Source organism: Flintibacter hominis, assembly GCF_014287965.1.
In the GTDB taxonomy this organism is placed as follows: domain Bacteria; phylum Bacillota; class Clostridia; order Oscillospirales; family Oscillospiraceae; genus Lawsonibacter; species Lawsonibacter aceti.
The window spans coordinates 184397-208561 of the sequence record NZ_JACOPO010000004.1 but is presented as its reverse complement, the minus strand read 5'-3'; the positions used below and the strand labels follow the sequence as shown (position 1 = coordinate 208561).

Below are 24165 nucleotides of genomic sequence, written 5' to 3'. Positions count from 1 at the left end.
CTTAGAAACGGAAATAGAGGAAGGGATTGTAGGTGCCGTCCACCAGATAGGCGGTGCACACCAACAGGCCGGCTATGATGGCGGCGGCACCTGTTACCTGCGCTGCCCGCTGAGGGAGCCTGTGGTACAGTTTTGCGCCCAGAGGGGTGGAGGAGAGGGCCGCCAGCGCCAGGATGGGCAGATAGCTGATGAAATAGTAGCCCAAAGTGCCGTCCGCCAGAGGAGCGCCCCCCAGACCGAACATCACCTTCAGATAGCCGCCCAGCCGAGAGGCGTCCTCGATGCCAAAGATAGCCCAGCTGACAAGGACAAAAAACATGGTATAGACATGGCCCACCAGGGCTGGGGCCTTTTTCAACGCATCCAGCAGGAAAAACTTTTCTACCATCAGAAGGGCAAAGAAATACAGTCCCCAGATGAGATAGTTCCAACTGGCCCCGTGCCAGATGCCGGTGGCCGCCCACACGACGAACAGGTTGAACATCCAGCGGCCCTTGGAGCAGCGGTTGCCCCCCAGGGGGATATACAGGTATTCCCGGAACCAGGTGGACAGGGAGATGTGCCACCGCCGCCAGAACTCGGTGATACTCTTGGAAATATAGGGGTAGTTGAAGTTGGGCAGGAACTCAAAGCCCAGCATCCGGCCCAGGCCTACCGCCATGTCGGAGTAGCCAGAGAAGTCAAAGTAGATCTGGAAGGTGAAGGCCAGCACACCCAGCCAAGCCCCCGCCACGGTCAGGTCCGCCAGCGCCATGGTCTTATAGCTGTCCCACAGCATCCCCACGTTGTTGGCGATGAGCAGCTTTTTGCCAAGGCCGATCATAAACATCTGGACGCCAGAGGCAAACTTGTCCACAGTGCAGTCCCGCTGATCGATCTGGTCTCCCAGGTCCTTATACTTGATGATGGGACCGGCGATGAGCTGGGGAAACAGAGTGACGAAGGTGCCAAAGTTAAGGATGGATCGCTGCGCTCGGGCGTCTCCCCGGTACACATCGATGGTGTAGCTCATGGTTTGGAAGGTATAGAAGGAGATACCGATAGGCAGGTGGATACCCAGCACCGGCATGAAGTTCAGCCCGACCGACTGGAGAGAGGCGGCGATAAAGTCCCAGTACTTGAAGAAGAACAGCAGGGCCAGGTTGAATACAATGGAGGAGGCCACCGCCATCCGGGCGCCTCTGTCGTTGTCCCGCTTTTTGCACCGCTCCACCAGCAGGCCGTGGGTGTAGTCGATGGCGGTGGACAGGAACATGATGACGACATAGACCCGCTCCCCCCAGTAGTAGAAAAACAGAGAGGCGCACAGGATTACTACGTTCCGGAACTTTCGGGGCACCAAGTAGTAGATCAGCAGAGTGAGCGCCAGAAAATAAAATAAAAAGGTAGGGGTGGAAAAGACCATGAGCAACACTCCTTAAAGGAACGGCGGACGACTTGTCGTCCGCCGTGGGATCATATGGATCATAACACTGGGGATAGGGACTTTTGCTTCGAATCAGAACAGGGCGTTGAAGGCGTCTACGATGGCGTCGCAGTTCTCATGGACGACCATCATGACATAGTTGCCGTTGCTGACAACACGGGAGTTTTCGGTCCAGATCCGGGTGGGTTCGGGATACCAGGCTCCTCCGTTGATCATACCGTCGATCCGGGTCTGGAAGATGGACTTCACAGTATCCACGTCCTTACTGTCCTTCACCTGGACCAGGCCGAACTCGCCGTTGTTCATGGTCATCAGTGTGCCATAGATCAATTTTTGTTCCGCGCTTACCGCGCCCATGCCAGGATAGAGCTGTTCCATCAGATCGGCGTCTAAGAGTTGGAGCATACCAAACTCATACTGGCCCATGATATCGCTAGCAAAGGCGGATAGGTCCACGTTGCCGGCAGGGGTGGAAGTATCGCCGGAGGAGCTGCCGCTGGAGGAATCGCTGCCATCTGCGGGGCCACCCTCCTCGGGCTTCTGTTCCTCCCAGTTGCACCGGACGATGCAGGAGGCGGTCAGGCCCGTTTCGCTGTCGGTAACAGTGATAGTGGCGTTTCCAACGGCCACAGCGGTGACCAGGCCCTTGTCAGACACAGTGGCCACAGACTCATCGCTGGATTTCCAGGCCAGAACACCGCCGGCGGGATCAGCCTTGGCCTTCATTTGGAAGGTGGCTCCCGCCTTGAACAGGGTAAAGTCGCTGCGGTTTAGGGACAGGGAGGCCTGTGCCTGGGGCTCGTCCACAGGGGGCTGGGAGCTATCAGAGGAGGTGCTCCCAGAACCGTCCGGCTGGCTGCCGTCCGGCTGAGAGGCATCCGGAGCGGAGCTGTCGGGGATGGAGGTGGAGCCGTCCGGGGCCATAGTGCTCATGTCAGAATTGCTGCCAGTAGAAGAGGACTGATTGCCGGAGGAGTTATCCTCCCCCTTGGGACCACAGGCGGCCAGCAGGACCATGGACAGCGCCAAAGTCAGAGCGAATACACGTCGTTTCATGGTATTGATCTCCTTTTCTTGGGGATGGTATGGGGTTCCCCTGATGGGGATTACGACTAGTTTGACGAGGGCGGAAGAAAAAAGTTCCCTGGTAGAGAAAAAATATTTAACAGATCCATTATATTTTGTTTTTGTCTGAACAGCAAGATTTTTGTTGGAAAGACAGGAAATGAAATTTCCCCCGGCCTCTTGACAAAAGAGGAGCGGTACGCTATTATAATATCAACATATGAATAAATGTTCATATATTGAGAGGAGATGAGAGAATGGAGCGTGAAGTTATCCCCTGCTGCCAGGAGGACCGGGTCCATGTGGACGCGGTGGACCAGGTGCGCGCCCTGCTCCCCCCGGATGAGGAGCTGTATGACTTGGCGGAGCTGTTCAAAATATTTGGGGACAGCACCCGAATCAAGATCCTGTACGCCTTGCTGGAGGGAGAGCTGTGCGTCTGTGATATCGCCAAGCTCATGGAGGTCACCCAGAGCGCCGTGTCCCACCAGCTCCGGGTGCTGAAGAGCAGCAAGCTGGTCAAATTCCGCCGGGAGGGCAAGACAGTTTATTATTCCCTGGCGGACGAACATGTAGTCCGCATCTTAAGCCAGGGAATGGAGCATATCGAGGAGTAACCTGTATGCCGCGATCCAATGGATCGAGAAAAGGAGAGTATACAATGAAAAAGACGTATAAGATGATTGACCTGGACTGTGCCAACTGTGCCGCTAAGATGGAGGAGGCCATCAAGAAGATTGACGGCGTTACCTCCGCCTCTGTCAGCTTTATGACCCAGAAAATGACCATAGAGGGGGACGATGCCCGTTTTGATCAGATCGTCAAGGAGGCGGTCAAGGTGTGCAGAAAAGTAGAACCCGACTGCGAGATTGTACTGAAATAAACGTGAGGCGGCCTAAGGCCACCCATGTCCATATCCCTGTGAGAGGAGCTTTCGCCATGACAAGAAAGCAGAAAAAGACGCTCTGGCGTATTATCTTCAGCTTTGTCCTGCTGGCCGCCGCCGCCCTGCTGCCGGAGATCGAGGTACCATTTAATATGTGGCCTTATTTCGGTCAGCCCCTGGTGAATGAGGCTGGCGAACCCTATTACGCATTCCCCAGGCTGTACCTGTTTCTGATCCCCTATCTGGTCATTGGCTGGGATGTACTGTGGAGAGCTGTGCGCAATATTAAAAACGGCCAGGTCTTTGATGAAAACTTCCTTATGTCTGTCGCCACCGTGGGTGCTATGGCAGTGGGCGAATACGCCGAGGGCGTGGCAGTGATGCTGTTTTACCAGGTGGGCGAGCTGTTCCAGAACGTGGCCGTCAGCCGCAGCCGCCAGTCTATCTCCGAGCTTATGGATATCCGCCCGGACTACGCCAATGTGGAGCGGGAGGGACAACTGGTCCAGGTGGATCCGGAGGAGGTCCAGGTGGATGATATCATCGTTATCAAGGCGGGGGAGCGGGTGCCATTGGACGGGACTGTCACCCAAGGGAGCTCCGCTCTGGACACCGCCGCTCTCACCGGCGAGTCCCTGCCACGGGACGTGGAGCCGGGGGATGAGGTGATATCGGGCTGTGTCAACTTGTCCGGCCTGCTCCATGTGAAAGTGAGTAAGCCCTACGGACAGTCCACCGTGGCCCGTATCTTGGACCTGGTGGAGAACTCCAGCGAGAAAAAGGCCCAGGCGGAGCATTTTATAACCAAATTCGCCCGGTACTATACCCCTGCTGTGGTTTTTGCTGCCCTGGCCCTGGGGCTGCTTCCCTCCCTGCTGACTGGCCGGTGGGGGGTGTGGGTCCCCCGTGCCCTGAACTTCCTGGTCGTATCCTGCCCATGCGCCCTGGTCATCTCCATTCCCCTGTCCTTTTTTGGCGGGCTGGGCGGAGCATCCAAGCAGGGTATCCTGGTGAAGGGGAGCAACTATCTGGAGGCCCTGGCCAATACCGGAATCGTGGTGCTGGACAAGACAGGCACTCTGACTAAGGGCACCTTTGCTGTCACCGGAGTCCACCCCAAAGACTGCGCTCCAGAGGAGCTGTTGGAAACCGCCGCCCTGGCAGAGCAGTTCTCTACCCACCCCATCTCCAGGTCCATCGTCAAGGCCTGGGGCGGTGTTCCAGAGCAGAATAGGGTCTGCGACGTGGAGGAGATCGCCGGCCACGGGGTCCGGGCCAAGGTGGACGGCCGGGAGGTGCTGGCGGGGAACCAGAAGCTGATGGACTTGGAGAATATTCCGGTGACCACGGACCATCAACACCCTGGGACCGTCATCCATGTGGCGGTGGAAGGGGAATACGCTGGACACCTTGTTATCTCCGACCAGGTGAAGGAGGGGTCCGCCCAGGCTCTGCGGGAGCTCAAGCAGGTCGGGGTCCGAAGGACCGTCATGCTCACCGGCGACAGCCAGGGGGCCGCTCAGGCGGTGGCGGATCAGTTGGGGCTGGATCAGTTCTTTGCCCAGCTTCTGCCTGGGGACAAGGTGGAGCGGGTGGAGGATCTGCTCCGCTCCAAAGGCCCAAAGGAGAACCTGGTCTTTGTGGGGGACGGTATCAACGATGCCCCCGTCTTGTCCCGTGCGGACATCGGGGTGGCCATGGGGGCCCTGGGCTCTGACGCGGCCATCGAGGCGGCCGATGTGGTCCTGATGGACGACGACCTGCGCAAGTTGCCCGTGGCGGTGCGAATCGCCCGGAAAACGCTGACCATTGTGCGGCAAAATGTGGTGTTCGCTCTGGGGGTGAAATTCCTAGTGCTGGGGCTGTCCGCCGTTGGCCGGGCCAATATGTGGATGGCTGTCTTTGCCGATGTGGGCGTATCTGTCATCGCCATCTTAAATGCGAGCCGGATGCTGAAAGCCAGATAACCCAAAAGCCGCGGCCTAAGAGCCGCGGCTTTTTCCATAGATAGGACGGATGGGATATCACTCCAATATCTGGAACAGGCAGCCCCAGACATAGTCCAGAGCTTCAAAGCTTACCTGGGGAGAGAGGTGAAAGACCGCCCGATTCCCCTCCAGGTCCACCAAAATGCCGTGGTCCCGCTCCAACCGCGCAACCACGCTTTCCGTGGAGCGGCCGGGAAAACGGGCGAATATGGTTCCAGATGCCTGGTCCGCCTCCAACACCTCCGGGCCGTCAGGTCCAAAGTCCCGCAACCGGGCCTCCAGGTGTCGGACCTGCCTGGCCCGAAGGGCCTCCTTCCCGGCGGCGGAATATGTATGACGAAGGTCGATCTCTCTCATAGTCTGGTCTCCATCGGGGTATATACCACAAAATGCTCGTACCGAAGCTGACGCAGCAGCGCGGACAGGATTCGGGCGGTATTTTCCCCTCCCTCTAAAGTCAGATAAGTAGTCCTGGTACGGCCCTCCAGGCGGTTGAGGGTGTTGACCGCGAAGGTGTTGGGGCCCACGGTACCAGATGGGGAGAGGGCCATGGTCTGGTCCCAGCACACCCACCCCTCCAGCTCCAGCAGCTCCCGCTGGCCGTCAGGGACATACGCCACCGTGGTCCGGGTGTAGGCCAGATGCTCCAAAGCCCGGTTGCCCTCCTCCAGCAGCGCGCGGGTCTGGTCCAGGGTTCCTCCATCCGCCAGGATACCGACGCTGTGCCCAGTACCCAGAATCCGCCGTACCAGGTCATCCTCCTGCTCCAGGGCCTCTGGGGTAAAGAAGAATAGTGCCTGATTGCCCGCGCTGTCCAGGGCAGACAGAATCTGATCGAGTCCATGGCCATCCTTACAGAGAAAGGCCAGATAGGTGGATACGTTCGTGGTATTGGACTCATCCGGCTCGGTGGGAGGGGATGTGGGAGTAGTGGTATCGGGAGCGGGATTGATGGATTGGTTATATTCACGGAGGTAGCGGTTTATCAGGTTGCTGGCCGCGTCGATCAGCTTGGCGTCGGACAGGACCACCGAGTCGTTGTTGATGCGGACCAGGTAGCCCTGGCTGAAGGCGGTATAAGAGAAATCCAGACCGAAGAAGTTGCATACCATGACCACAGGCAGGTAGGGTATGCCATTTCGCATGATGGCCTGAGCGGGATAGCTCTCACCGGAGATTTCCTCCCGGCAGGTGCCGTTTTTCAGATCAAAGGTGAGCATCTGTTGTAACGTGTACAGGGTGAGCTTGTGGGTGGTGCTGGTGTGAATATAGCTGTAATCCACATCCACCAGCTTGAAGCCGCCGTTGTACTGGGCCAGAAAGACCGTATAGGGCACATAGAGGACGCCGCCGGACCAGGTAGGCATGGTGTCCGCGGTCAAAGGGCGTAAATTGTCGTTGATGGAAGTAAAGTATACCGTGGAGGAGGCGGAGGAGGCGGGGGGGACAAAGACGGCCCCGCACAGGACCAGGGACAGCAGCAGCGAGATCATTCTTTTTTTCAGGTCCATGGGCGCTCCTCCTTTCGACTTCTGGTTGCGGATATCATTATATCATAGTATAATCCAATGGGCAAGACAGCCAAAGGGTGCGTTCTTTAATGAAACTTTAAGGATCGGTAAATTCCCTTTCAACACTGGTGTGGTATCCTGACCATAGAGAAAAATCGACCACTCCGGAGGAAAGGAGTTCCCATCATGGATATCACGTTGGAGCAGGTGGAGCGCCTGCGGGAAAAGGCGGACGTGAGCTACGCCCAGGCCAAGGAGGCTTTGGAGTACAGCGGAGGCAACCTGCTGGACGCCCTGATCTATTTGGAGGAGAGGGGAATGATCCCACGGCCCGAGGGGGCTTACTACTCCACCAGGGGGGGAACTTCCCCCCAGCCCGCCTCCGCCGCGGACAGCGCCTCTCAGGGTGGGGAGCGGAAGGAAAAGAAAGAGAAAAAGAAAAAGGGCGGCAGTATGGAAGTCGTCGTGGTAAAGCCAGAGAGAGGGGCAGTCAGGGGCCTGCTCCACACCTTGCGCCGCTGGCTGATCGAAAATGAGTTGGAGATCTGGCGAAAAGACAAGCCGGTCACGGCCCTGCCGGTGTTGATCCTGGTCCTGCTGGTCATCTGCGCCCCCTGGGTGGTGCTGCCCGCTTTGGTGCTGGGATTGTTCCTGGGCTTTCGGTACCGCTTCTCCGGCCCGGACTTGGAGCGGGACGAGCTGAATGACATGATGGGCACGGTGGCCGATACCGCCGCCGACATTGGGCACAAGGTCATGGAGGAATTGAAGCATGACTGGCACTCGGATGAGCCGGGCAGACAGGACCGGAACAAAGAGCGGGAAGAATAAAAAGGTCTGAGGTGATGGAGATGGCGGAGCACATCCTCCTGGTGGAGGACGAGGAGAAGCTGGCCCGCATGGTGGAGCTGGAGCTGAAATATGAGGGGTACTCTGTGGAGAAAGCCTTTGATGGCCGAAAGGGGCTGGAGCTGGCCCTGAGCGGGGCGTTTGACCTGGTGCTGCTGGACATCATGCTGCCCCAACTGTCTGGCATGGAGGTGCTGCGCCGCCTGCGGCGGGAGAGTCAGGTCCCCGTCATCATGCTTACCGCCCGGGACAGCGTAGTGGATAAGGTGTCCGGCCTGGACTCTGGCGCGGACGACTATATTACAAAGCCCTTCGCCATCGAGGAGCTGCTGGCCCGCATCCGGGCGGCCCTGCGGACCAAGAGTGGCCGGGACAGCCAGATGCTGGCCGTCGGTCCCCTGGCAATGGAGGTGGAGAGCCGCCGGGTGACAGTGAGGGGCCAGGAGGTGGAGCTGACCAAAAAGGAGTTTGACCTGCTCCGCCACCTGCTGGAAAATAAGGGCCGGGTCCTGACCCGTGAGGCCCTGCTGGACAGTGTCTGGGGCTTTGACTTTGTGGGAGAGACAAACTCGGTGGACGTGTATATCCGCTTTCTCCGGAGCAAGATTGATGAGGCCTTCGGCATCAAGCTGATTCACACGGTCCGGGGCGTGGGCTATGTGATCAAAGAGGAGTAAGGGGCGCGACCCGCCATACCGTCAGGAGAAAAAGGAGAGAGAGCCATGGTCATCGTCTACCGTTCCAACACCGGCTTTACCAGGGAATATGCCGAAATGCTGGGCAGAGCGGAAAAAATAAAGGTGTACAGCGTCACTGAGGCGGAGCGCAGTCTGGAGTCAGGTACTGAGATATTCTATATGGGTCCCCTGATGGCAGGCCACATCGAGGGCGTGGACCAGGCGGTGAAGCGATATCAGGTCAGGGGCGTGTGCGGCGTGGGGCTCTCCCCCTCTGGCCGGCAGGTGCTGGAAACCATCTCCAGAGCCAACTATGTGCCAAACGCCCCTATTTTTTATTTGCAGGGGGGCTGGGCCCCTAAGAAAGTGAGCTGGCTGAAGCGTAGGATGGTGGGTATGGCCACAAAATCTCTGCGGGAATCCCTGCAAGACAAGGGCAGCCGCCGTACCCCTGAGGAGCAGGCCCAGCTGGATCTGCTGGTAAAGGGCGGGAGCCGCGTCGCCTTTGAGCGTCTTGAGGCTATTCGGGATTGGATGAAGGACTGCTGAGGGGCCGTGCGCCACGGGTCTGAATCACGGCCCATCCCGTTTTACAGAGAAAATGGGTGCGTACAGGCCCTGAAAAGAACAGACCGCACAGAGAGGAGGCGTGCCTATGGCCCGGAAAAAGCACCGTTTTCAATCCCCCCCGCCGGCAGACCCCATTGCCGCCGCTCGGGATTCCTCTCTGGTATTTCGGCTAAATTTCGGCTTTTTCCTGCGCCAGCTTACGATTTTTCTGGTGATGGATCTGCTGCTGGTGGCCATGGCCACCGCGGGCGTATTCTATTACGCGGAGAACCGGTGCGCCGGCGTGGCGGCTCTGGTGGAGGAACGGGGTGTCCCGACGGTGGAGGCCATCCCCTGGATGGAGAAGGGGGACTATACCATCACCCCCCTGAACCGTCCGCCAGAGGGCCAGCCGTCCTCCAGCTTCTCATGGCTGCCGGGGGCGGTGGCCCAGGAGACCGCCGATGGCTACCGTATGTGGGATCTGACCAGCTACTACACCATTGAGCTGTACTATGGGGACCAGCCCTACGCCATCACAGTGGATCTGTCCGGCATCGCCGGGACAGGCTATTGGGCGGGAGTCGTTCTGCTGATATGCCAATTTTTGTCCCTGGTCACCGGACTGTTCCGCAACAAGCGGTCGATCAGAAAGGTGCTCCGGCCTATCCAGGACCTAGCCGCCACTGCGGCCCGCCTCAACTCCATGACTCACATGTCCAAACGGGAGCTGGAGAGCCTGGCTGACAAGCTGGATAAGATCGACGCCACCCATCTGGACAGCCGCATCGACCTGCCCGCGACCCAGAAGGAACTGCGCTCTCTGGCCCAGGCCATCAACGAGATGATGGACCGGGTGAACCAGGCGTACAGCGCCCAGATGCGGTTTGTGTCCGACGCCAGCCATGAGCTGCGTACCCCCATCGCGGTAATCCAGGGCTATGCCGCCCTGCTGGACCGGTGGGGCAAGTCGGACCCAGAGGCCCTTCAAGAGTCCATCGACGCCATCCGCTCCGAGGCCCAGGCCATGGAGCGGCTGGTGGAGCAGCTCCTTTTCTTAGCGCGGGGGGATAACGATTCCCAGCCGGTGAAGAGGGAGCGGGTGGACCTGATAGCCCTGGCCGGTGAGGTGCTGCGGGAGGAGGAGATGATTCATCCTGACCGGCTTCTCATTCCCTGTTGGGAGGGAGAGCCAGTAAGAGTATACGCCGATCCGGGGCTGATGAAGCAGCTGCTGCGCATCCTGATGGACAACAGCCTCAAGTACAGCCCACCCGAAGGCAGGGTATATCTGCGGGTGTCCCACAATCAGGGGTATGCAAGAGTGACCGTCCAGGACGAGGGCATGGGGATCCCTCCCGATGGCATCCCCCACATCTTCGAACGATTCTACCGCACCGACCAGTCCCGCGACAGAAAGACCGGAGGGACGGGTCTGGGACTGTCCATCGCCAAGTGGATCGTGGACCGCCACGGCGGTTGGTTTGAGGTAGTGTCCAGGGTGGATGTGGGGACTCGCATTACCTTCCTGATCCCACTGAAGGAGGACAAGCCGGGGAGTGCGTCAACAGAAGGATAGAAGCCCAACCTGCCGTTGCCGATTGCTTTCGTCAGGAGGGCATCCACAGCAAGGTGACGCTGACGGGGTTCCTCCGTCAGAACCGTGTCGAGAGGGTGATCAACACGGCGGATAGCAGGATAGGAAAGGAAAAGGAATGGACGGCTTTGGGCCGTCCATTCCTTTTCCTTATTTTGATGGGTGGGGCCACAGGCCGTCCCATAGGATGTTGCGGTAGTTTTCCCGGTCCGTATCCCCCTCTGTGGAAAAGCAGAGGATTCGGGAAGCTTTGCCCAGGCCCAGGGCTTCCTTGAGCGGAGCCAGGTCCTTTCGGCGCAGAACTTCGGTCACAAGACCGAGGGTGGCGGCACCGCTTTCACCGGAGATGACCTGGGGATCGCCGGGCAGGGGAGCGCCCAGCACCCGCATTCCCTGAGCGGCCACATAGTCTGGAACAGAGAGAAAATGGTCCGCGTGGTCCCGCAGGATATCCCAGGAGATAGAGCAGGGCTCTCCACAGGCCAGACCGGCCATGATCGTGTCCAGCGCCCCATCCACGCGATGGAGCTGGCCGTCATTGGCCTGGGCCGTATGGAACAGACAGTTGGCCCGGTGGGGCTCCACGATGACGACTTTGGGACGGTCCTGGCCGTAGAAGTCAGCGAAAAAGGCGGCCAGGCTCCCGGCCATCGCGCCTACTCCAGCCTGAAGGAAAAGGTGGGTGGGAGGGCGGTCCTCCAACTGGCGGACCGCCTCAAGGGCCATGGTGGTGTAGCCCTCCATAATCCAGGCGGGGATATCCCAATAACCCTCCCAGGCTGTGTCCTGAATCACTACCCAGCCCTGTTCCTGAGCCTGCTGCTGGACCAGGCGGACGGTGTCGTCATAGTTCAGGTCCGTGACAGAGGCGTCTGCCCCCAGAGCCCGGATATTGGCCAGCCGCTCTGGGGAGCTGCCCTTGGGCATCCGGACCACGGACCGATGGCCCAGCTGGGCGGCGGTCCAGGCCACCCCTCGACCGTGGTTCCCGTCGGTGGCGGTGGCAAAGGTGAGCTGGCCCAGCCGATCCCGGACATGGGGGGAGGTGAGCAGAGAGAAGGTCAGATCCTCCGGCGCCAGCCCCAGCTCCCGAGCAATATAGCGCCCTATGGCGTAGCTCCCGCCCAACACCTTAAAGGCGTTGAGAGAGAACCGCCGGCTTTCATCCTTCACATGGATGGCCGCCACTCCGAGATGGGCGGCCAGACGGTTCAGGCTGGCTAGGGGGGTGGGGGCATACTGGGGGAAGCTGGCGTGAAATCGCTGGGCCGTGCGGGCCCGCTCCAGCCCAAAGGGAGCGGTGGGGGCCAGTGGACCGCCTGGCTTTCTGGTCAGGGAGACGGCCTGGATGGGGGCGTCCATAGAAATTCCTCCTTCTGTTGATGGAAAAGAATCAGGCGGAACAGCCCTGGAGCAAGACTATTCCGCCTGAAAGAAAGGTCATTTGTTGGGGGCTGGCTCTCCGGTGGGGACTTGCTGCTCCAGTTTTTCAACCAGCGCCCACTCCACCCGGCGGTCACACAGTTCCTCCACCTGGATACGCAGTCCCAGGGCCTCCACTATGGGCCGGCTGCCGTCGTCTGGGATGACGGAGAGCTGGGAAAACACCAGGCCGCCCAGCGTATCATAATCCAGGTCCTCGTCGGACAGGTCCAAGTCAAGGGCCTCGGCCAGCTCTTCCAGGTCGGCGGAGCCGGACACACGCCACTTGTTGTCCTCCAGACGGATGATATCCTGCTCCTCCTGGGGGTCAAATTCGTCGTAGATGTTGCCCACCAGCTCCTCCAGCAGGTCCTCCAGAGTGACCAAGCCGCTGGTTCCGCCGTACTCGTCCACCACCAGGGCCATGTGGGTCTTTTTCCCCTGCATATCCCGGAACAGCACATCGGCGGGCACACTTTCGGGGACAAAAGAGGCGGTGCGGAGCAGCTCACGAATGGGTTTGGGATCGGGCAGGTGGAAGTTGAGCAGATATTCCCGGGTGGATAGAATACCCACAATATCGTCTACGTCGTTTTGATAAACCGGGAATCGGGACAGTCCGGACTGGCGGATGGTGTCCAGAATGACGTCCTCCTCCTCATCCAATGCCAGGGTCACCATGTCGGTGCGGTGGATCATGACATCCTCCGCGGTGATGTTGTTGAATTCAAAGATATTCTCAATGAGCTCTTTTTCGTTGGACTGGATGGCGCCGGACTCCTCGCCCTCCTCCACCATGGCCATGATCTCGTCCTCGGATACCTCGTCCTCACGGCGAAGCAGCCTCAGGAGCGGCTTGCGGGCCAGCAGGAGTACGTTGACCAGCAGACTAACAGCAAATAGGATGGGCCATATATGGTCCCCAACCACGGAAATTCCCCCTTAATAGATAAGAATACAAGATAAATGATAGCACATCTATCAGCGTTATGCAAGGGGCGTCTGTGTGGGCTCTCTGTTTACATTTGGACTGATGGGTTTTTACTCCGTCCTTTTCACTGAGTATTGAATAAATCAGAAAAATAGGATACAGTAAATATAAAGATAAACTGGATTTTATGGGGTATGAATATGAAAAGATGGACAGCACTTTTTTTGACTTTGGTCTGCATATTAGGATTAGCGGGCTGCGACAATCGAACGATGAATTATATCATAGAAAATGAGCCAAGTATTACCGGAACTGTGGAAGAAGTAAGAGATAACGCAATTATCATCTATATCAATACACAGGGATATCCTAACGGGGCAAGTTGTAAAGTTTCTTTAGATGTGGAAAACAAAGACAGCTATACCGATATATCTGTTGGCGATGAAATTGTTGTGTACTATAATGGTGAGATAGCGGAAAGCGACCCGCTACAAATAAATACGGTATACGGCATTACATTAAAAACTCCAGCGAATCAAGATGCTGAATAATTCTCTATCAGTTGTTATCGGCGCAGATACCTCTCCTCGTCATTTTGACTGGGGGAGGTTATTTATATCTAAATGTCTAAAATCTGTCCAAAGGGTAATTGGGAGGTGTGTGGGGCCCTGCTTTTGCCAGGAGACTGGAAAAAACCGATGCAAAAGCCGATGTTCTATGATATAATTTGGAGTATCGAGCGGGAAGCGGCAGGTGGTATGTAGGCCGCTCCAGGGGGGAGAAAGAAGTGTATCAGCCGTCAGACCGGGTCAGGGGGCACATAGAGGAGGGGATCTCCTTCCTGAAGTGGCTCCTGTACGCCTGCTCCATCGGGGCGCTGGTGGGCGTGGTGGGCGTGGCCTTTTACTATGGGATAGACTGGGCCACCCAGCTGCGGGGAGAGGTGCCGCGGGTGGTATGGCTGCTGCCCGCAGGTGGTGTGTCCATCGTACTGATCTACCGCATCTGTCACATGGAGCGGGACCGGGGGACAAACCTGGTGCTGGTGGCCGTGCGGGAGGCGGAGCCTATGAAGTTGCGCACCGCCCCCCTGATCTTCCTATCCACCATCATCACGCACCTTGTGGGGGGATCCGCCGGCAGAGAGGGGGCAGCTCTCCAACTGGGCGGCTCCCTGGCCGCTTTTGTGGGCCGGCAGATAAGGCTGGACCAGAAGGACGGCCGGGTGATGGTCATGTGCGGCATGGCCGCCGCCTTCTCCGCCCTGTTTGGCACGCCGCTGACGGCAGCCATCTTCGCCATGGAGGTGGTCAGTGTGGGTGTGATGTACTACGCCGCCATTGTCCCCTGTGTGTCTGCCGCCCTGGTGTCCCTCCAGGTAGCCCAGCTCTGCGGCATCCACAGCCATGGGTATGAGATCGGTCCGGCGGCGCTGTTGGGGCCCGCCACTATGGTCCAGACAGCCGTTCTGGGGGTGCTGTGCGCTCTGGTTTCCATCCTGTTCTGCAAAGTGATGCACGCCTCCCCCCGCCTGTATCAGAAGTATTTTCCCAGCACCATGCTTCGAGTGACCGTGGGGGCCCTGCTGGTGCTGGCCCTGACACTGCTGGTGGGCAATCAGGACTACAACGGAGCGGGGGACCCGGTCATCCGGCGGATGCTGGCTGGAGAAACCATTCCGGAGGCTTTTTTACTTAAAATATTGTTTACCGCTCTTACCCTGGGGGCCGGATTTCGAGGCGGAGAGATTGTACCTGTCCTGTTTACCGGCTGCGCCTTTGGTACTTGGGCCGGACCGCTGCTGGGACTGCCCCACGGTTTTTCCGGGGCCTTGGGGATGGCGGCCGTTTTCTGTGGAGCTACCAACTGCCCCATGAGCGCCCTGATGCTGGCCTTTGAGCTTTTTGGGGGCGAGGGCCTTTCCCTCCACGCCCTGTGTATCGGAGTGGCCTATATGCTGTCCGGCTACTATGGACTGTACAGCGAGCAGAAAATCGTCTATTCGAAATTCAGAACCGAATGGATCGATAAGAAGGCAAAGTGAGTGTATCCGGGCCTGCTGGCCCCTATCAAGGAGGAATTTGCGTGACAAAATTTTATCATTTCAATTTCAATGTTCTGGACTTGGACAGGAGCCTGGCCTTTTACAAACAGGCGCTGAATCTGACCCCGGTGCGGGAGAAGGAGGGAGCTGACGGCTCCTTCAAGCTGGTCTACCTGGGGGACGAGGCCGGCAGCGATTTCACCCTGGAGCTGACCTGGCTCCGGGACCGGACCACACCCTATGATCTGGGGGAGTGCGAATTCCACCTGGCCTTCCGCGCAGACGACTATGACGCCATGTATGAAAAGCACAAGTCGATGGGCTGCATCTGTTTTGAGAATCCCGCCATGGGCATCTATTTCATCTCCGACCCGGACGGGTATTGGATCGAGATTGTGCCGGAGGCAAAGTGATGGCGAAGGGAGATCGCAATCTGGGCTGGCCCGGTTTTTTCCGGGCCTTCACTGTGCTGTGCGCCATCATGCTCCTGCTGGCTCAGGAGGGGCAGGGAGGTGTGGCCGTGGGCTCCGGCCCGTGGCAGGTCTTATCCGTCTATGAGGGACTCACATCTTGGACGGTCCCAGCCCTGTTCATGCTTTGGGGGATGTTCGCTCTGGAGGAGGGGAAGCCCCGTCTCGCCTCGTCGATGCTGGGACTGGCCCTTCCGGCCTTCTGCCTGCTGGTATTCTGGGGGGCCCTGTATGCGGTGGCTGCCCACCTGCTGGGGGGCGGTGCGCTGTCCTGGTCGGGAGTATGGGCCGCTCTGGTATCCGCCGCTAAGGGGAATACCTACCACCACCTTTGGGTGCTCTACCCCCTCATTGGCCTCTACCTGGTTCACCCGGTGATCCACCGGTTTACCTCGTCCGCCAGCAGGGGAGAGGTCCGGTACTTCCTAATTCTGTGCTTCCTCTTTGCCTCCCTGCTCCCTCTGTGGTCGGCCTACCATCCGAATAGCTTGCTCGCGGCCCAGCTGGAGCGCCTACGGGTCCATCTGGTGCTGGGGTGGGTGGGCTGCTATGTGGCGGGCTGGTATCTGCGCCATTATACCATCGGGCGAGTGCCGGAGTTTATCCTCTATCTCCTGGGTATTTTGGGCATGGTGTTCACCCTGATGGGGAATACCCTTTTCGGGGGAGGAAGGGAGCTGTGGTATCTCTACACTTCACCCAATGTGGTCCTCACCGCCTTGGCCCTCTGTGTCCTGTTTCGCTATGTGCTGGGCATCAGCGAGGAGCGATCCCGCCGCCGCTCGGTGTATGAGCTTGGTTCCTACGCCTTTGGCATCTATCTGTTCCATCAGCTCTGGGTGCTGGTGTTCCGTTGGTTCGGGTTTTCTGTTCTGGACTTGTCTCCGGTGATCTCGGTGCCCTTCTTCGCGTTGGTGTTCTTCCTGCTGTCTATCCCATTCGCCTGGCTGGTCAGTCTCATCCCCGGCGTGGGAACGAAATTGACGTAGCATTGGCTTTGGGATACCGAAGGCGACCTCAAACCGCGGCCCAACAAAGTGGTCGCGCTTTGGAGAGAAGGAACAGCGGAATGAGTGAGCTCTGGCCGATGGGCAAAGCGAGGGATGTGGGGCTTGCGAGGACGGTGCAACTGGCAGTTGCGTATTTTCCAAGCCAACTTGGTGTACATATCCCCTCCGACTGGAGTAAACTGAGACCATCTCATAGGAAAGGTTTGATGTCATATGACGTTGGGGGAGCGCATCTGTGCCCAGCGCACCGCCCACCACCTGTCCCAGACCGACCTGGCCGACGCCCTGGGGGTTTCAAGACAGAGTGTGTCCAAGTGGGAAACAGACGCCAGTGTACCTGACCTGGATAAGCTGGTCAAGATGTGCGAACTGTTCGAAACCTCCCTGGACCAACTTGTCCGGGGTGCGGAACCGACGGCAGACCTATCCCAGCCCACCGTCGTCATCCAGCGGGAAAACAGTCGCCGAGATGTGCGGACCATAATCGGGCTGATTTTAATCGTATTTGGACTGCTCTGTTTTATGCTGGTTTTTTTCCTCAAGGGATGGGGGCTGGACGACGCATTGGTATACAGTGTGCCCTTCTGGGTGTGGGGCTGGCTGACACTCCGGTGTAAAAAGCACCCTGTTCTGGCCTGCTTCTGGGGGACATGGGGGATGTACACCGGCCTGTTGGCCTTTTTTCTGGTGGGGTATGGGTTGTCAAATCCAGCAGTCAATCTTTTTATCCCGCCAAACCTGCTCATGCTGTCCCTGCTGTCTGCCGCTACGGCGTGGATTAGAAAACAGGGAGTAGATGAGAGGAAAGAATAAGCAAAAACGAGGCCCGGAACCGTCGGTTCCGGGCCTCGTTTTTGCTTTTTTGAGATAGCCGCTCTGGGTAATGCTGCTTATGCTGTTTTCCTTTCAGACCAAATACCAATGACTTACTGCTGATCGGGGTGATACTCCTTACAGGTGCACTTCTTCCATTTCAACCCAGATCCGCAGGGGCAGGGGTCGTTGCGGCCAATCTTGATGACCTTTTTCACCGGGCGCTTCTGGACGGTGCCGTCGTCGGCCCCGCTCTCGCTGGTGACTTTGGCCACCCGCTCCCGCTTGACTTCTTCGTTCTTGCGCAGGCGGACCAGGAACAGGCGGCGGAGCGTTTCCTCCTGGATAGCGGCCACCATGGCCTCGAACATTTCGTAGCCTTCCTTCTTATAGGCCACCACGGGATCAGTCTGGGCGTAGGACCGCAGTCCGATGCCCTGGCGCAGTTCGGTCATGGCGTCGATGTGGTCCATCCAGTACTCGTCCACCACCCGGAGCATAATGACCCGCTCCAACTCCCGCATAATAGGGGAGCCAAATTCCTGCTCCTTTTGGGCGTAAAACTCACGGGCGGTGTTGGATACCAACTCTACCAGCCCCTGGGCGTCATACTGTTCCAGATCCTGGTCAGACAGCTGGGGTAGAGGGAACATGGTGCGGAAGGGGGCAGTGGCCTCGTGGAAGTCCTGGGCAGTCATGTGGCGCTGTTCTCCCATATGGCCTTGGATAGCCCCTTCTACCATAGAGTGGAGCATGTTCTGAATGGAATTTTGTAGGTCCTCACCGTCCAGGACCTGGCGGCGCTGTTTGTAGATGACCTCACGCTGGGTGTTCATCACGTCGTCATATTGCAGAACGTTTTTACGAGTCTGAAAATTCCGGGATTCCACCTGCTTTTGAGCGTTTTCGATGGCGCCGGACAGCATTTTGGCGTCGATGGGGGTATCCTCGTCCACGCCCAGCTTCTCCATCATGTTCATCACCCGCTCAGAGCCGAACAGGCGCATGATGTCATCCTCCAGGGACAGGAAGAAGCGGGTCTCGCCGGGGTCACCCTGACGACCAGCGCGGCCACGAAGCTGGTTGTCAATGCGCCGGGACTCGTGGCGCTCGGTACCGAGGATGAACAGGCCGCCCGCCTGACGGACCTTGTCCGCCTCATCCCGGATCTCCTCTTTGTACTTGGCCTCCGCCTGGGAGAACTGCTTGCGGGCGTCCAAAATATCCTGATTGTCTGTCTCAGCAAAGCCGGTGGCTTCAGCGATGAGCTCATCGGTCATGCCAGCCCTACGCAGATCAGCCTTAGCCAAAAACTCGGCATTGCCGCCCAGCATGATGTCAGTGCCGCGGCCAGCCATATTGGTAGCTACGGTGACAGCGCCAAATTTGCCAGCCTGGGCGACGATCTCCGCTTCCTTCTCATGGTTCTTGGCGTTGAGCACATTGTGTTTAATGCCCTTACGCTTGAGGATCTCAGACAGCTCTTCCGATTTCTCGATAGAGATAGTGCCTACCAGCACTGGCTGGCCCTTGGCGTGGCAGGCCTCGATTTGAGCCACGATGGCTCTCAGCTTGCCCGCCTCGTTTTTATATACCACATCGGGGTCGTCAATACGGGCCAGAGGCTTGTTGGTGGGGATCTCCACGATGTCCAGCTCGTAGATCGTGCCGAACTCCTCCTGCTCAGTCATGGCGGTGCCCGTCATGCCGGACAGCTTATCATACAGTCGAAAATAATTTTGGAAGGTGATAGTAGCCAGAGTCTTGGACTCGTTGGCCACCTCCACGTGCTCCTTGGCCTCGATGGCCTGGTGGAGCCCCTCATTGTAGCGGCGCCCAAACATCAGACGGCCGGTGAACTCGTCCACAATGATGACCTGGCCATCCTTGACCACATAGTCGATGTCCTTCTTCATCACGCCCCGGGCCTTGATAGCCTGGTTGATGTGGTGGGACAGGGTGGTGTTCTCCGGATCAGCCAGGTTTTCAATGTTGAAGAAGGCCTCCGCCTTTTTGATGCCGGGAGCGGTGAGGGTGGCGGTCCGGGCCTTTTCATCCACGATATAGTCCGCGTCGATATCCGCGTCCTCTTCCTCTTTTTCATCCACCTTCGCGATGCGCTGGCATTTTAGCCGGGAGACAAACTGGTCCACCACAGTGTAGAGCTGGGTGGACTTCTCTCCCTGGCCGGAGATGATTAGGGGGGTGCGGGCCTCATCGATGAGGATGGAGTCCACCTCGTCCACGATAGCAAAGGCGTGGCCCCGCTGGACCAGCTCCTGGGAATAGATGGCCATGTTGTCCCGCAGGTAGTCAAAGCCGAACTCGTTGTTGGTGCCATAGGTGATGTCAGCCCGGTAAGCGGCCTTTTTTTCCTCACCCATGACCCCGTGGATGACCAGGCCGACGGTAAGGCCCATGAAACGGAAGACCTTGCCCATCCATTCGGAGTCACGCTTGGCCAGATAGTCATTGACCGTAACCACATGGACGCCCTTTCCGGCCAGGGCGTTCAAATAGGCGGGCAGGGTGGCCACCAAGGTCTTGCCTTCACCGGTTTTCATCTCAGCGATACGGCCCTGGTGCAGGACGATGCCGCCTACTACCTGGACCCGGTAGGGACGCATCCCAAGAACACGCCAAGCAGCCTCACGGCAGGCAGCAAAAGCCTCAGGCAGAATATCGTCCAGGGTTTCCCCGTTGGCCAGCCGCTGCTTCAACTCCGGGGTCTTGGCCTGGAGCTGGGCGTCGGTGAGGGCTTTGTACTCGTCCTCCAGGGCGTCAACCTTGTCAGCGATGGGATAGATTGACTTCAATTCCCGCTGGGAGGAAGTGCCGAATAGTTTGGTAAACAGGCTCATATGGATAAACACCTCTCGGTTCTGTGTATGATATGCTCTGAGAATTGATTTACAATCTTAATTAGTATATCACACTCCGCACGGATAAAAAAGAGCAAATTGTAAACTTTGGCAGTGATTCTGGACAAAAACGAAGATAGTGCGGATCTGCTTTTTGTGCGTGAGGCCTGGGTGCCTTGAAAGCGGAAGAAGGAGAAAAGAAATTTTGGGGCTTTACAACGGGAAAAATTTTGATATAATAAGAAAGCCACATAAGTGATGTATCATAAAGCTTGGCAGGCTATAGTTCCAGAAGGAGCCTGCTATCAATTGTACAGATAGTGAAGACCAGATTTGAGTATGGGCCTGTAGCGCAGTTGGGAGCGCACTACATTCGCATTGTAGGGGTCGTCGGTTCGAATCCGATCAGGTCCACCATTTTTAAGAAAAATCACCGCCAAATCGGCGGTGATTTTTCGTTTGAACACAATTTTACCACAGACAGGGAAGAATCTGCCCCCTTGCACCCAGCGCTCTCCAGGATGATCTGGAGCCTCTTTCGCGCATAGCCCGGATCGATGGGCTGCTCCGGCTTGCTCCGGGATGGGAACATCAGGTCAGAGAAGATCCCCTTCTTGTACTTCAGTAGTAATTCCACGTTTTCAAGAAGATGGCCGGAGGATAAAAATTCCGATATATAAGTTGTCACATAGCGTCTATTTCTGCCATAATTATCGAGAGGAGAGATTTTTGTGGCGAAAAGAGTCAGACGCTATATTTCTGAACTCCTGCAAGCATATCAGGAAATTACAGGAAAAACTTATACTGAAATAGCATTAGATTTTGACATATCACTGTCCAATCTTTATCTGTATCGCACGGAACAAGGTAATCCAACCGCAGATACCATTGATAAAATTATAGACGGGATAGAGAAAGACTGCCCGGAAGTGATTAAAAAAGTTCCGTACCCACCAGAGGAAGACATTGCAGAGGAGGAAGGTCATGGAGATCTATGAACTGCTATACCGTCTTGGTGTCACCGCCAACTATACAGGCTTCTTCTATACTGCCTATGCAGTACAGTTGTGCGCGGAACATCCGGACCGTCTGATGCTGGTAACAAAATGGGTATATCCGGATGTAGCAAAGAGGTATCGGACAAATTGGAAAGCTGTAGAAAGAAACATCCGCACAGCAGGCAACGTCATATGGGAGGAAGGCCGGTCCCATCTGGAACAATTAGCAGGCAGAATATTGGAACACAAGCCTTGCAATGCGCAGTTACTGGCGATCTTATCCTATAGTCTGCTCTTACCACGCGCCACTCGTCTGACGGCTCGTAGACTGGATGAAGCGGTAGCTCTCTCCAGAGAAGATCATGATATGGGAGTAGTGGATGAGTCGGCCAATGAGCGAGACGATGAGCCGGTTGTCCCCAAAGACTGTGTTCCACTGGATGAACTCAAGGTGAAGTGATGAGGAGGCTCATCCTCTCGCAGCAGTCAGAGACCACCTGGGAAAGCAGCCCGGCGGCATCCCTGCGCGGAGGGACAAAGCCCGATCTCGCCAATGGCATACAGACCAGTTTTTCTTAACGTGCTGAGGAACGCATTGAGCGTTCCTTTACTGTTTCTCTCCAAAAAGGTTCGCCAGAGAATCGGCAGTGAAGAAATAGATCTTCCGGCCTGTTACAAATTATGAAAGCGATGGCGGTGGCGAAGTGAGTTTTCCCAATCCATACAACCTGTTCCGGAATAACGGGACTGCGGCGCAACTGGACAAGGTTCCCACGGAGATCGCACCGGATTTCCAGGGCAGAGTTTTCTCTGATAATGGAATGGATATCGACAACCGCTGCGAACAGCCGTTGCAGTTGTCCCGGGACATCTTTGAATAGTGCGGAACGGGCAGGCAGAGAGTGGCCGGAAACGGAGGGGGGCATCCGGCAATCGGCTGGCCCCCTGTGCCGTCATATATCTTAACATTCCAGATTAAGGTTTGATTGTCCATTTCATATGTCCTTTTTGGAAAAAAGGACGAAAAGCGGATTCTGCCAGAGGAAAGCCTTGTGTTCTTTTTCATAATCTAAAAACCCTCTGCCCATTTTCAAATGGGCAGAGGGTTTTTAGATATTGTATTGAGAGGTACAAGAGAAAAATGGAAGTTTAAGAAGCGCGCGAATCACTGAATCGCAATCCGGTTGTGCTGGGGGAGCTCCTTTGTTTCCTTCTTGGGCAACGTCAGCTTCAGGATACCGTCTTCATACTTAGCGGACACCTCCTCAGGCTCCACATCACCAACGTAGAAGCTGCGGCTGCATGCGCCGGTATAACGCTCCTGACGAATATAAGTGCCTTTTTTGTCCTTTTCCTCCTTGTCAAGTCCCTTTGCGGCACGGATGGACAGATAGCCGTCTCGAAGTTCCACAGTCATTTCCTCTTTCTGGAAGCCAGGCAGATCGATGTCCAACTCATAGGAATTCTCTGTTTCCCGTACGTCGGTCTTCATCAGATTCTTAACGTGCTTGCCATACAGAGGGTCGTGACCAGTCCACATCGGAGCGGTGGGAAATCCATCCCCCCAAAAGTCATCAAACAGACGCTCGGCCAAATACTTGTTGTTAGACATAATTCATTCCTCCATTCAAATAACGAATACTTTGCTCGGCCCTTGGAGAGAGCTGGAGGAACTTTTTGGGAGGGGATCATGTGCCCCCTCTCTCAAGGTTCAAGCCTATTATGATCCCAACTTTAGCACTGTCAAGAGGTGAGTGCTAAAATTCATAAAAGAAATACAATTCGTTCATATAATATTCGAGAATGGAGAGACCGGAGGGGGATGGACAGATCTGCTTCCGCATATGGCCGGAGAAAAATATTTAAATTGGGAATTGCTGGGCAAGGGCCTAGGGCAGACTCGGAAAAAGTTGGAAGACAGTGGCTGGCGACTTTTGCGAAAACACCCCCTTTTTTTGATATGGCTCGCTCTGCATAGACAGCAGGCGGTACCCAGCATGCGCCACAGCATTCCAAAGGGTATCATCATTCAGGGACTCCTCGGCGATGACATCTGTCAGGCCTTTCCGATGGTTTTTGATGGGGCAGGCCTTACAGTTGGCCTCATTAATATGGGCCTCATACATAGAGCGGGCCATACTTCGATTCCCAGTATGATTTTTACCATAAAATCCTCTCCTATTTGTTTGTATCTCAAAAAATGCGTAAGAGATTTAGCAACAAATTAGAAAGAACTAACTTCTGCTCAAAACAGAAACGCTCTATGAGCGGAGAAGGATGCATGGCTAATATGGTCATTTTTCAGCGTGTCGTCAACAGTTCTGGGGAGAAGTAAATTTTTCAGAAAAGGGGATTGACAGATCAGATATACTATGTTATTCTTTAGAAGAAGTTAGTATAAACTAACCACGAAACGGGTGGACCTTATTTTTTTAAACGGAGGTTAGTTATATCTAACTGCGGAGAACAAACCATTGTCTGAATGCCTCAAGTAAAGGAGCGAGCATAAGTATGAACAAATTAGCAATCGTCTATTGGAGCGGCACCGGGAACACAGAGGTCATGGCCAACTGTATTGCGGAAGGGGCAAAAGAGGCCGGAGCTGAGGTGACGCTGATGGGGCCGGCCGATTTTTCCACCGCCCGTCTCTCTGAGTTCAACGTAGTGGCCTTTGGCTGTCCCGCTATGGGGGCTGAGGTGTTGGAGGAGATGGAATTTGATCCCATGTTCTCTGGGATAGAAAGCTTCCTGAACGGTAAGAGAATTGCCCTGTTTGGATCTTATGGTTGGGGTGATGGACAGTGGATGCGGGATTGGTGCAAGCGGTGTGACGAGCATGGCGCCAATCTCTACGACGAAAATGGATTGATTGCCAACGAGACTCCTGATGCAAGTGCCCAGGAGAAGTGCCAGGAGCTGGGCAGAAAGCTGGCTGCCTGGTAGGACTGGACCCCGCTGTTCTGCTTATTTAGATCCCTCCCCGCTTTCCCTTACAGATTCCTCCGAGCGGATATCTGACCCGTTCGGGGGAAAACTACTATCGAGTTGCCTGTGAAAGGAGACGCCCC

General features: G+C 56.4%; 25 protein-coding genes, 1 tRNA gene and 1 pseudogene. 17 read left to right on the top strand and 10 right to left on the bottom strand.

The annotated features are described in order from the left end of the window. Position 1: 1 nt before the first annotated feature. Positions 2–1405 (bottom strand): MBOAT family O-acyltransferase, encoded by a 1404-nt coding sequence (locus tag H8S11_RS08055; RefSeq protein ID WP_186852780.1) that lies wholly within the window; start codon positions 1403–1405, stop codon positions 2–4. A gap of 93 nt (positions 1406–1498) precedes the next feature. Then, positions 1499–2482, bottom strand: a complete 984-nt coding sequence (locus tag H8S11_RS08050; RefSeq protein ID WP_186852779.1) for an Ig-like domain-containing protein — start codon at positions 2480–2482, stop codon at positions 1499–1501. A 266-nt stretch (positions 2483–2748) separates the two neighbouring features. On the opposite strand from H8S11_RS08050, the gene H8S11_RS08045 reads away from it, so the two are divergent. Genes H8S11_RS08045 through H8S11_RS08035 form a run of 3 tightly spaced genes read left to right on the top strand, consistent with a single transcriptional unit; the run spans position 2749 to position 5344 of the window. Then, the gene (locus tag H8S11_RS08045) at positions 2749–3108 is read left to right on the top strand and encodes an ArsR/SmtB family transcription factor (protein ID WP_186852778.1); all 360 of its coding nucleotides are present in this window, start codon (positions 2749–2751) and stop codon (positions 3106–3108) included. A 44-nt stretch (positions 3109–3152) separates the two neighbouring features. Next, positions 3153–3374 carry a cation transporter gene (locus H8S11_RS08040; RefSeq protein WP_147570808.1) on the top strand — a complete coding sequence of 74 codons (222 nt, stop codon included), beginning with the start codon at positions 3153–3155 and terminating at the stop codon, positions 3372–3374. Between the two features lie 56 nt (positions 3375–3430). Further along, positions 3431–5344, top strand: a complete 1914-nt coding sequence (locus H8S11_RS08035; protein WP_147570807.1) for a heavy metal translocating P-type ATPase — start codon at positions 3431–3433, stop codon at positions 5342–5344. Between the two features lie 57 nt (positions 5345–5401). Here H8S11_RS08035 and H8S11_RS08030 read toward each other — a convergent pair whose 3' ends face one another. Next, the gene (locus H8S11_RS08030; RefSeq protein WP_186852777.1) at positions 5402–5722 is read right to left on the bottom strand and encodes a hypothetical protein; all 321 of its coding nucleotides are present in this window, start codon (positions 5720–5722) and stop codon (positions 5402–5404) included. Continuing rightward, positions 5719–6876, bottom strand: coding sequence for a polysaccharide deacetylase family protein (locus tag H8S11_RS08025; RefSeq protein WP_186852776.1), 1158 nt, complete (start codon positions 6874–6876; stop codon positions 5719–5721). The genes H8S11_RS08030 and H8S11_RS08025 overlap by 4 nt, the downstream gene beginning before the upstream one ends. A gap of 186 nt (positions 6877–7062) precedes the next feature. On the opposite strand from H8S11_RS08025, the gene H8S11_RS08020 reads away from it, so the two are divergent. The 4 genes from H8S11_RS08020 to H8S11_RS08005 all read left to right on the top strand — a co-directional run bounded on the left by H8S11_RS08020 (position 7063) and on the right by H8S11_RS08005 (position 10530). Further along, complete coding sequence (locus H8S11_RS08020) at positions 7063–7707, top strand: UBA domain-containing protein (protein WP_147570804.1); 645 nt, start codon at positions 7063–7065, stop codon at positions 7705–7707. Positions 7708–7727: 20 nt separating this feature from the next. After that, positions 7728–8402, top strand: coding sequence for a response regulator transcription factor (locus tag H8S11_RS08015; protein ID WP_147570803.1), 675 nt, complete (start codon positions 7728–7730; stop codon positions 8400–8402). A gap of 45 nt (positions 8403–8447) precedes the next feature. Next, a complete protein-coding gene (locus H8S11_RS08010; RefSeq protein ID WP_147570802.1) occupies positions 8448–8951 on the top strand; it encodes a hypothetical protein in 504 nt (167 codons plus the stop codon). A gap of 106 nt (positions 8952–9057) precedes the next feature. Next, a complete protein-coding gene (locus H8S11_RS08005; RefSeq protein ID WP_186852775.1) occupies positions 9058–10530 on the top strand; it encodes a HAMP domain-containing sensor histidine kinase in 1473 nt (490 codons plus the stop codon). A gap of 168 nt (positions 10531–10698) precedes the next feature. Here H8S11_RS08005 and dpaL read toward each other — a convergent pair whose 3' ends face one another. Together dpaL and H8S11_RS14075 are read right to left on the bottom strand one after the other, a co-directional pair. Next, positions 10699–11910: a diaminopropionate ammonia-lyase gene (gene dpaL, locus H8S11_RS08000; protein WP_186852774.1), complete on the bottom strand. Its 1212-nt coding sequence runs from the start codon at positions 11908–11910 to the stop codon at positions 10699–10701. Positions 11911–11988: 78 nt separating this feature from the next. Further along, complete coding sequence (locus H8S11_RS14075; RefSeq protein WP_366460950.1) at positions 11989–12900, bottom strand: hemolysin family protein; 912 nt, start codon at positions 12898–12900, stop codon at positions 11989–11991. Positions 12901–13101: 201 nt separating this feature from the next. Between H8S11_RS14075 and H8S11_RS07990 the strand changes: the two genes are divergently transcribed. The 5 genes from H8S11_RS07990 (at position 13102) to H8S11_RS07970 (ending at position 17238) form a co-directional block, all read left to right on the top strand. Next, a complete protein-coding gene (locus H8S11_RS07990; RefSeq protein ID WP_186852773.1) occupies positions 13102–13452 on the top strand; it encodes a hypothetical protein in 351 nt (116 codons plus the stop codon). Between the two features lie 176 nt (positions 13453–13628). Then, a complete protein-coding gene (locus tag H8S11_RS07985; protein ID WP_207721945.1) occupies positions 13629–14945 on the top strand; it encodes a chloride channel protein in 1317 nt (438 codons plus the stop codon). Positions 14946–14986: 41 nt separating this feature from the next. Next, on the top strand, positions 14987–15358 hold the full coding sequence (locus tag H8S11_RS07980) for a VOC family protein (RefSeq protein ID WP_186852772.1): 372 nt from the start codon (positions 14987–14989) through the stop codon (positions 15356–15358). Further along, positions 15358–16404, top strand: a complete 1047-nt coding sequence (locus H8S11_RS07975) for an acyltransferase (RefSeq protein ID WP_186852771.1) — start codon at positions 15358–15360, stop codon at positions 16402–16404. Before H8S11_RS07980 ends, H8S11_RS07975 begins: the two co-directional genes overlap by 1 nt. 234 nt (positions 16405–16638) lie before the next feature. Then, positions 16639–17238 (top strand): helix-turn-helix domain-containing protein, encoded by a 600-nt coding sequence (locus H8S11_RS07970; RefSeq protein WP_186852770.1) that lies wholly within the window; start codon positions 16639–16641, stop codon positions 17236–17238. 113 nt (positions 17239–17351) lie between these two features. On the opposite strand, the gene secA is transcribed toward H8S11_RS07970, so the two are convergent. Further along, positions 17352–20099, bottom strand: a complete 2748-nt coding sequence (gene secA, locus H8S11_RS07965) for a preprotein translocase subunit SecA (protein ID WP_186852769.1) — start codon at positions 20097–20099, stop codon at positions 17352–17354. A 341-nt stretch (positions 20100–20440) separates the two neighbouring features. Between secA and H8S11_RS07960 the strand changes: the two genes are divergently transcribed. Next, positions 20441–20516 (top strand) — tRNA-Ala (locus H8S11_RS07960). A 13-nt stretch (positions 20517–20529) separates the two neighbouring features. On the opposite strand, the gene H8S11_RS07955 is transcribed toward H8S11_RS07960, so the two are convergent. Next, on the bottom strand, positions 20530–20736 hold the full coding sequence (locus H8S11_RS07955; protein WP_240287019.1) for a hypothetical protein: 207 nt from the start codon (positions 20734–20736) through the stop codon (positions 20530–20532). A 94-nt stretch (positions 20737–20830) separates the two neighbouring features. Between H8S11_RS07955 and H8S11_RS07950 the strand changes: the two genes are divergently transcribed. Next, the gene (locus H8S11_RS07950) at positions 20831–21097 is read left to right on the top strand and encodes a hypothetical protein (RefSeq protein WP_147570762.1); all 267 of its coding nucleotides are present in this window, start codon (positions 20831–20833) and stop codon (positions 21095–21097) included. Continuing rightward, positions 21084–21320: pseudogene (locus H8S11_RS14245) on the top strand (sporulation initiation factor Spo0A C-terminal domain-containing protein); the annotation flags it as partial. The gene H8S11_RS07950 and the pseudogene H8S11_RS14245, both read left to right, overlap by 14 nt. Positions 21321–21392: 72 nt before the next feature. Here the strand turns inward: H8S11_RS14245 and H8S11_RS14240 are convergent. Further along, positions 21393–21491, bottom strand: a complete 99-nt coding sequence (locus tag H8S11_RS14240; protein WP_366460989.1) for a hypothetical protein — start codon at positions 21489–21491, stop codon at positions 21393–21395. Positions 21492–22262: 771 nt separating this feature from the next. Next, complete coding sequence (locus H8S11_RS07940; RefSeq protein ID WP_147570761.1) at positions 22263–22709, bottom strand: Hsp20/alpha crystallin family protein; 447 nt, start codon at positions 22707–22709, stop codon at positions 22263–22265. 232 nt (positions 22710–22941) lie between these two features. On the opposite strand from H8S11_RS07940, the gene H8S11_RS07935 reads away from it, so the two are divergent. Further along, positions 22942–23325 carry a hypothetical protein gene (locus tag H8S11_RS07935; RefSeq protein WP_186852768.1) on the top strand — a complete coding sequence of 128 codons (384 nt, stop codon included), beginning with the start codon at positions 22942–22944 and terminating at the stop codon, positions 23323–23325. 283 nt (positions 23326–23608) lie between these two features. Continuing rightward, positions 23609–24040, top strand: coding sequence for a flavodoxin (locus H8S11_RS07930; RefSeq protein WP_186852767.1), 432 nt, complete (start codon positions 23609–23611; stop codon positions 24038–24040). Positions 24041–24165 lie beyond the last annotated feature (125 nt).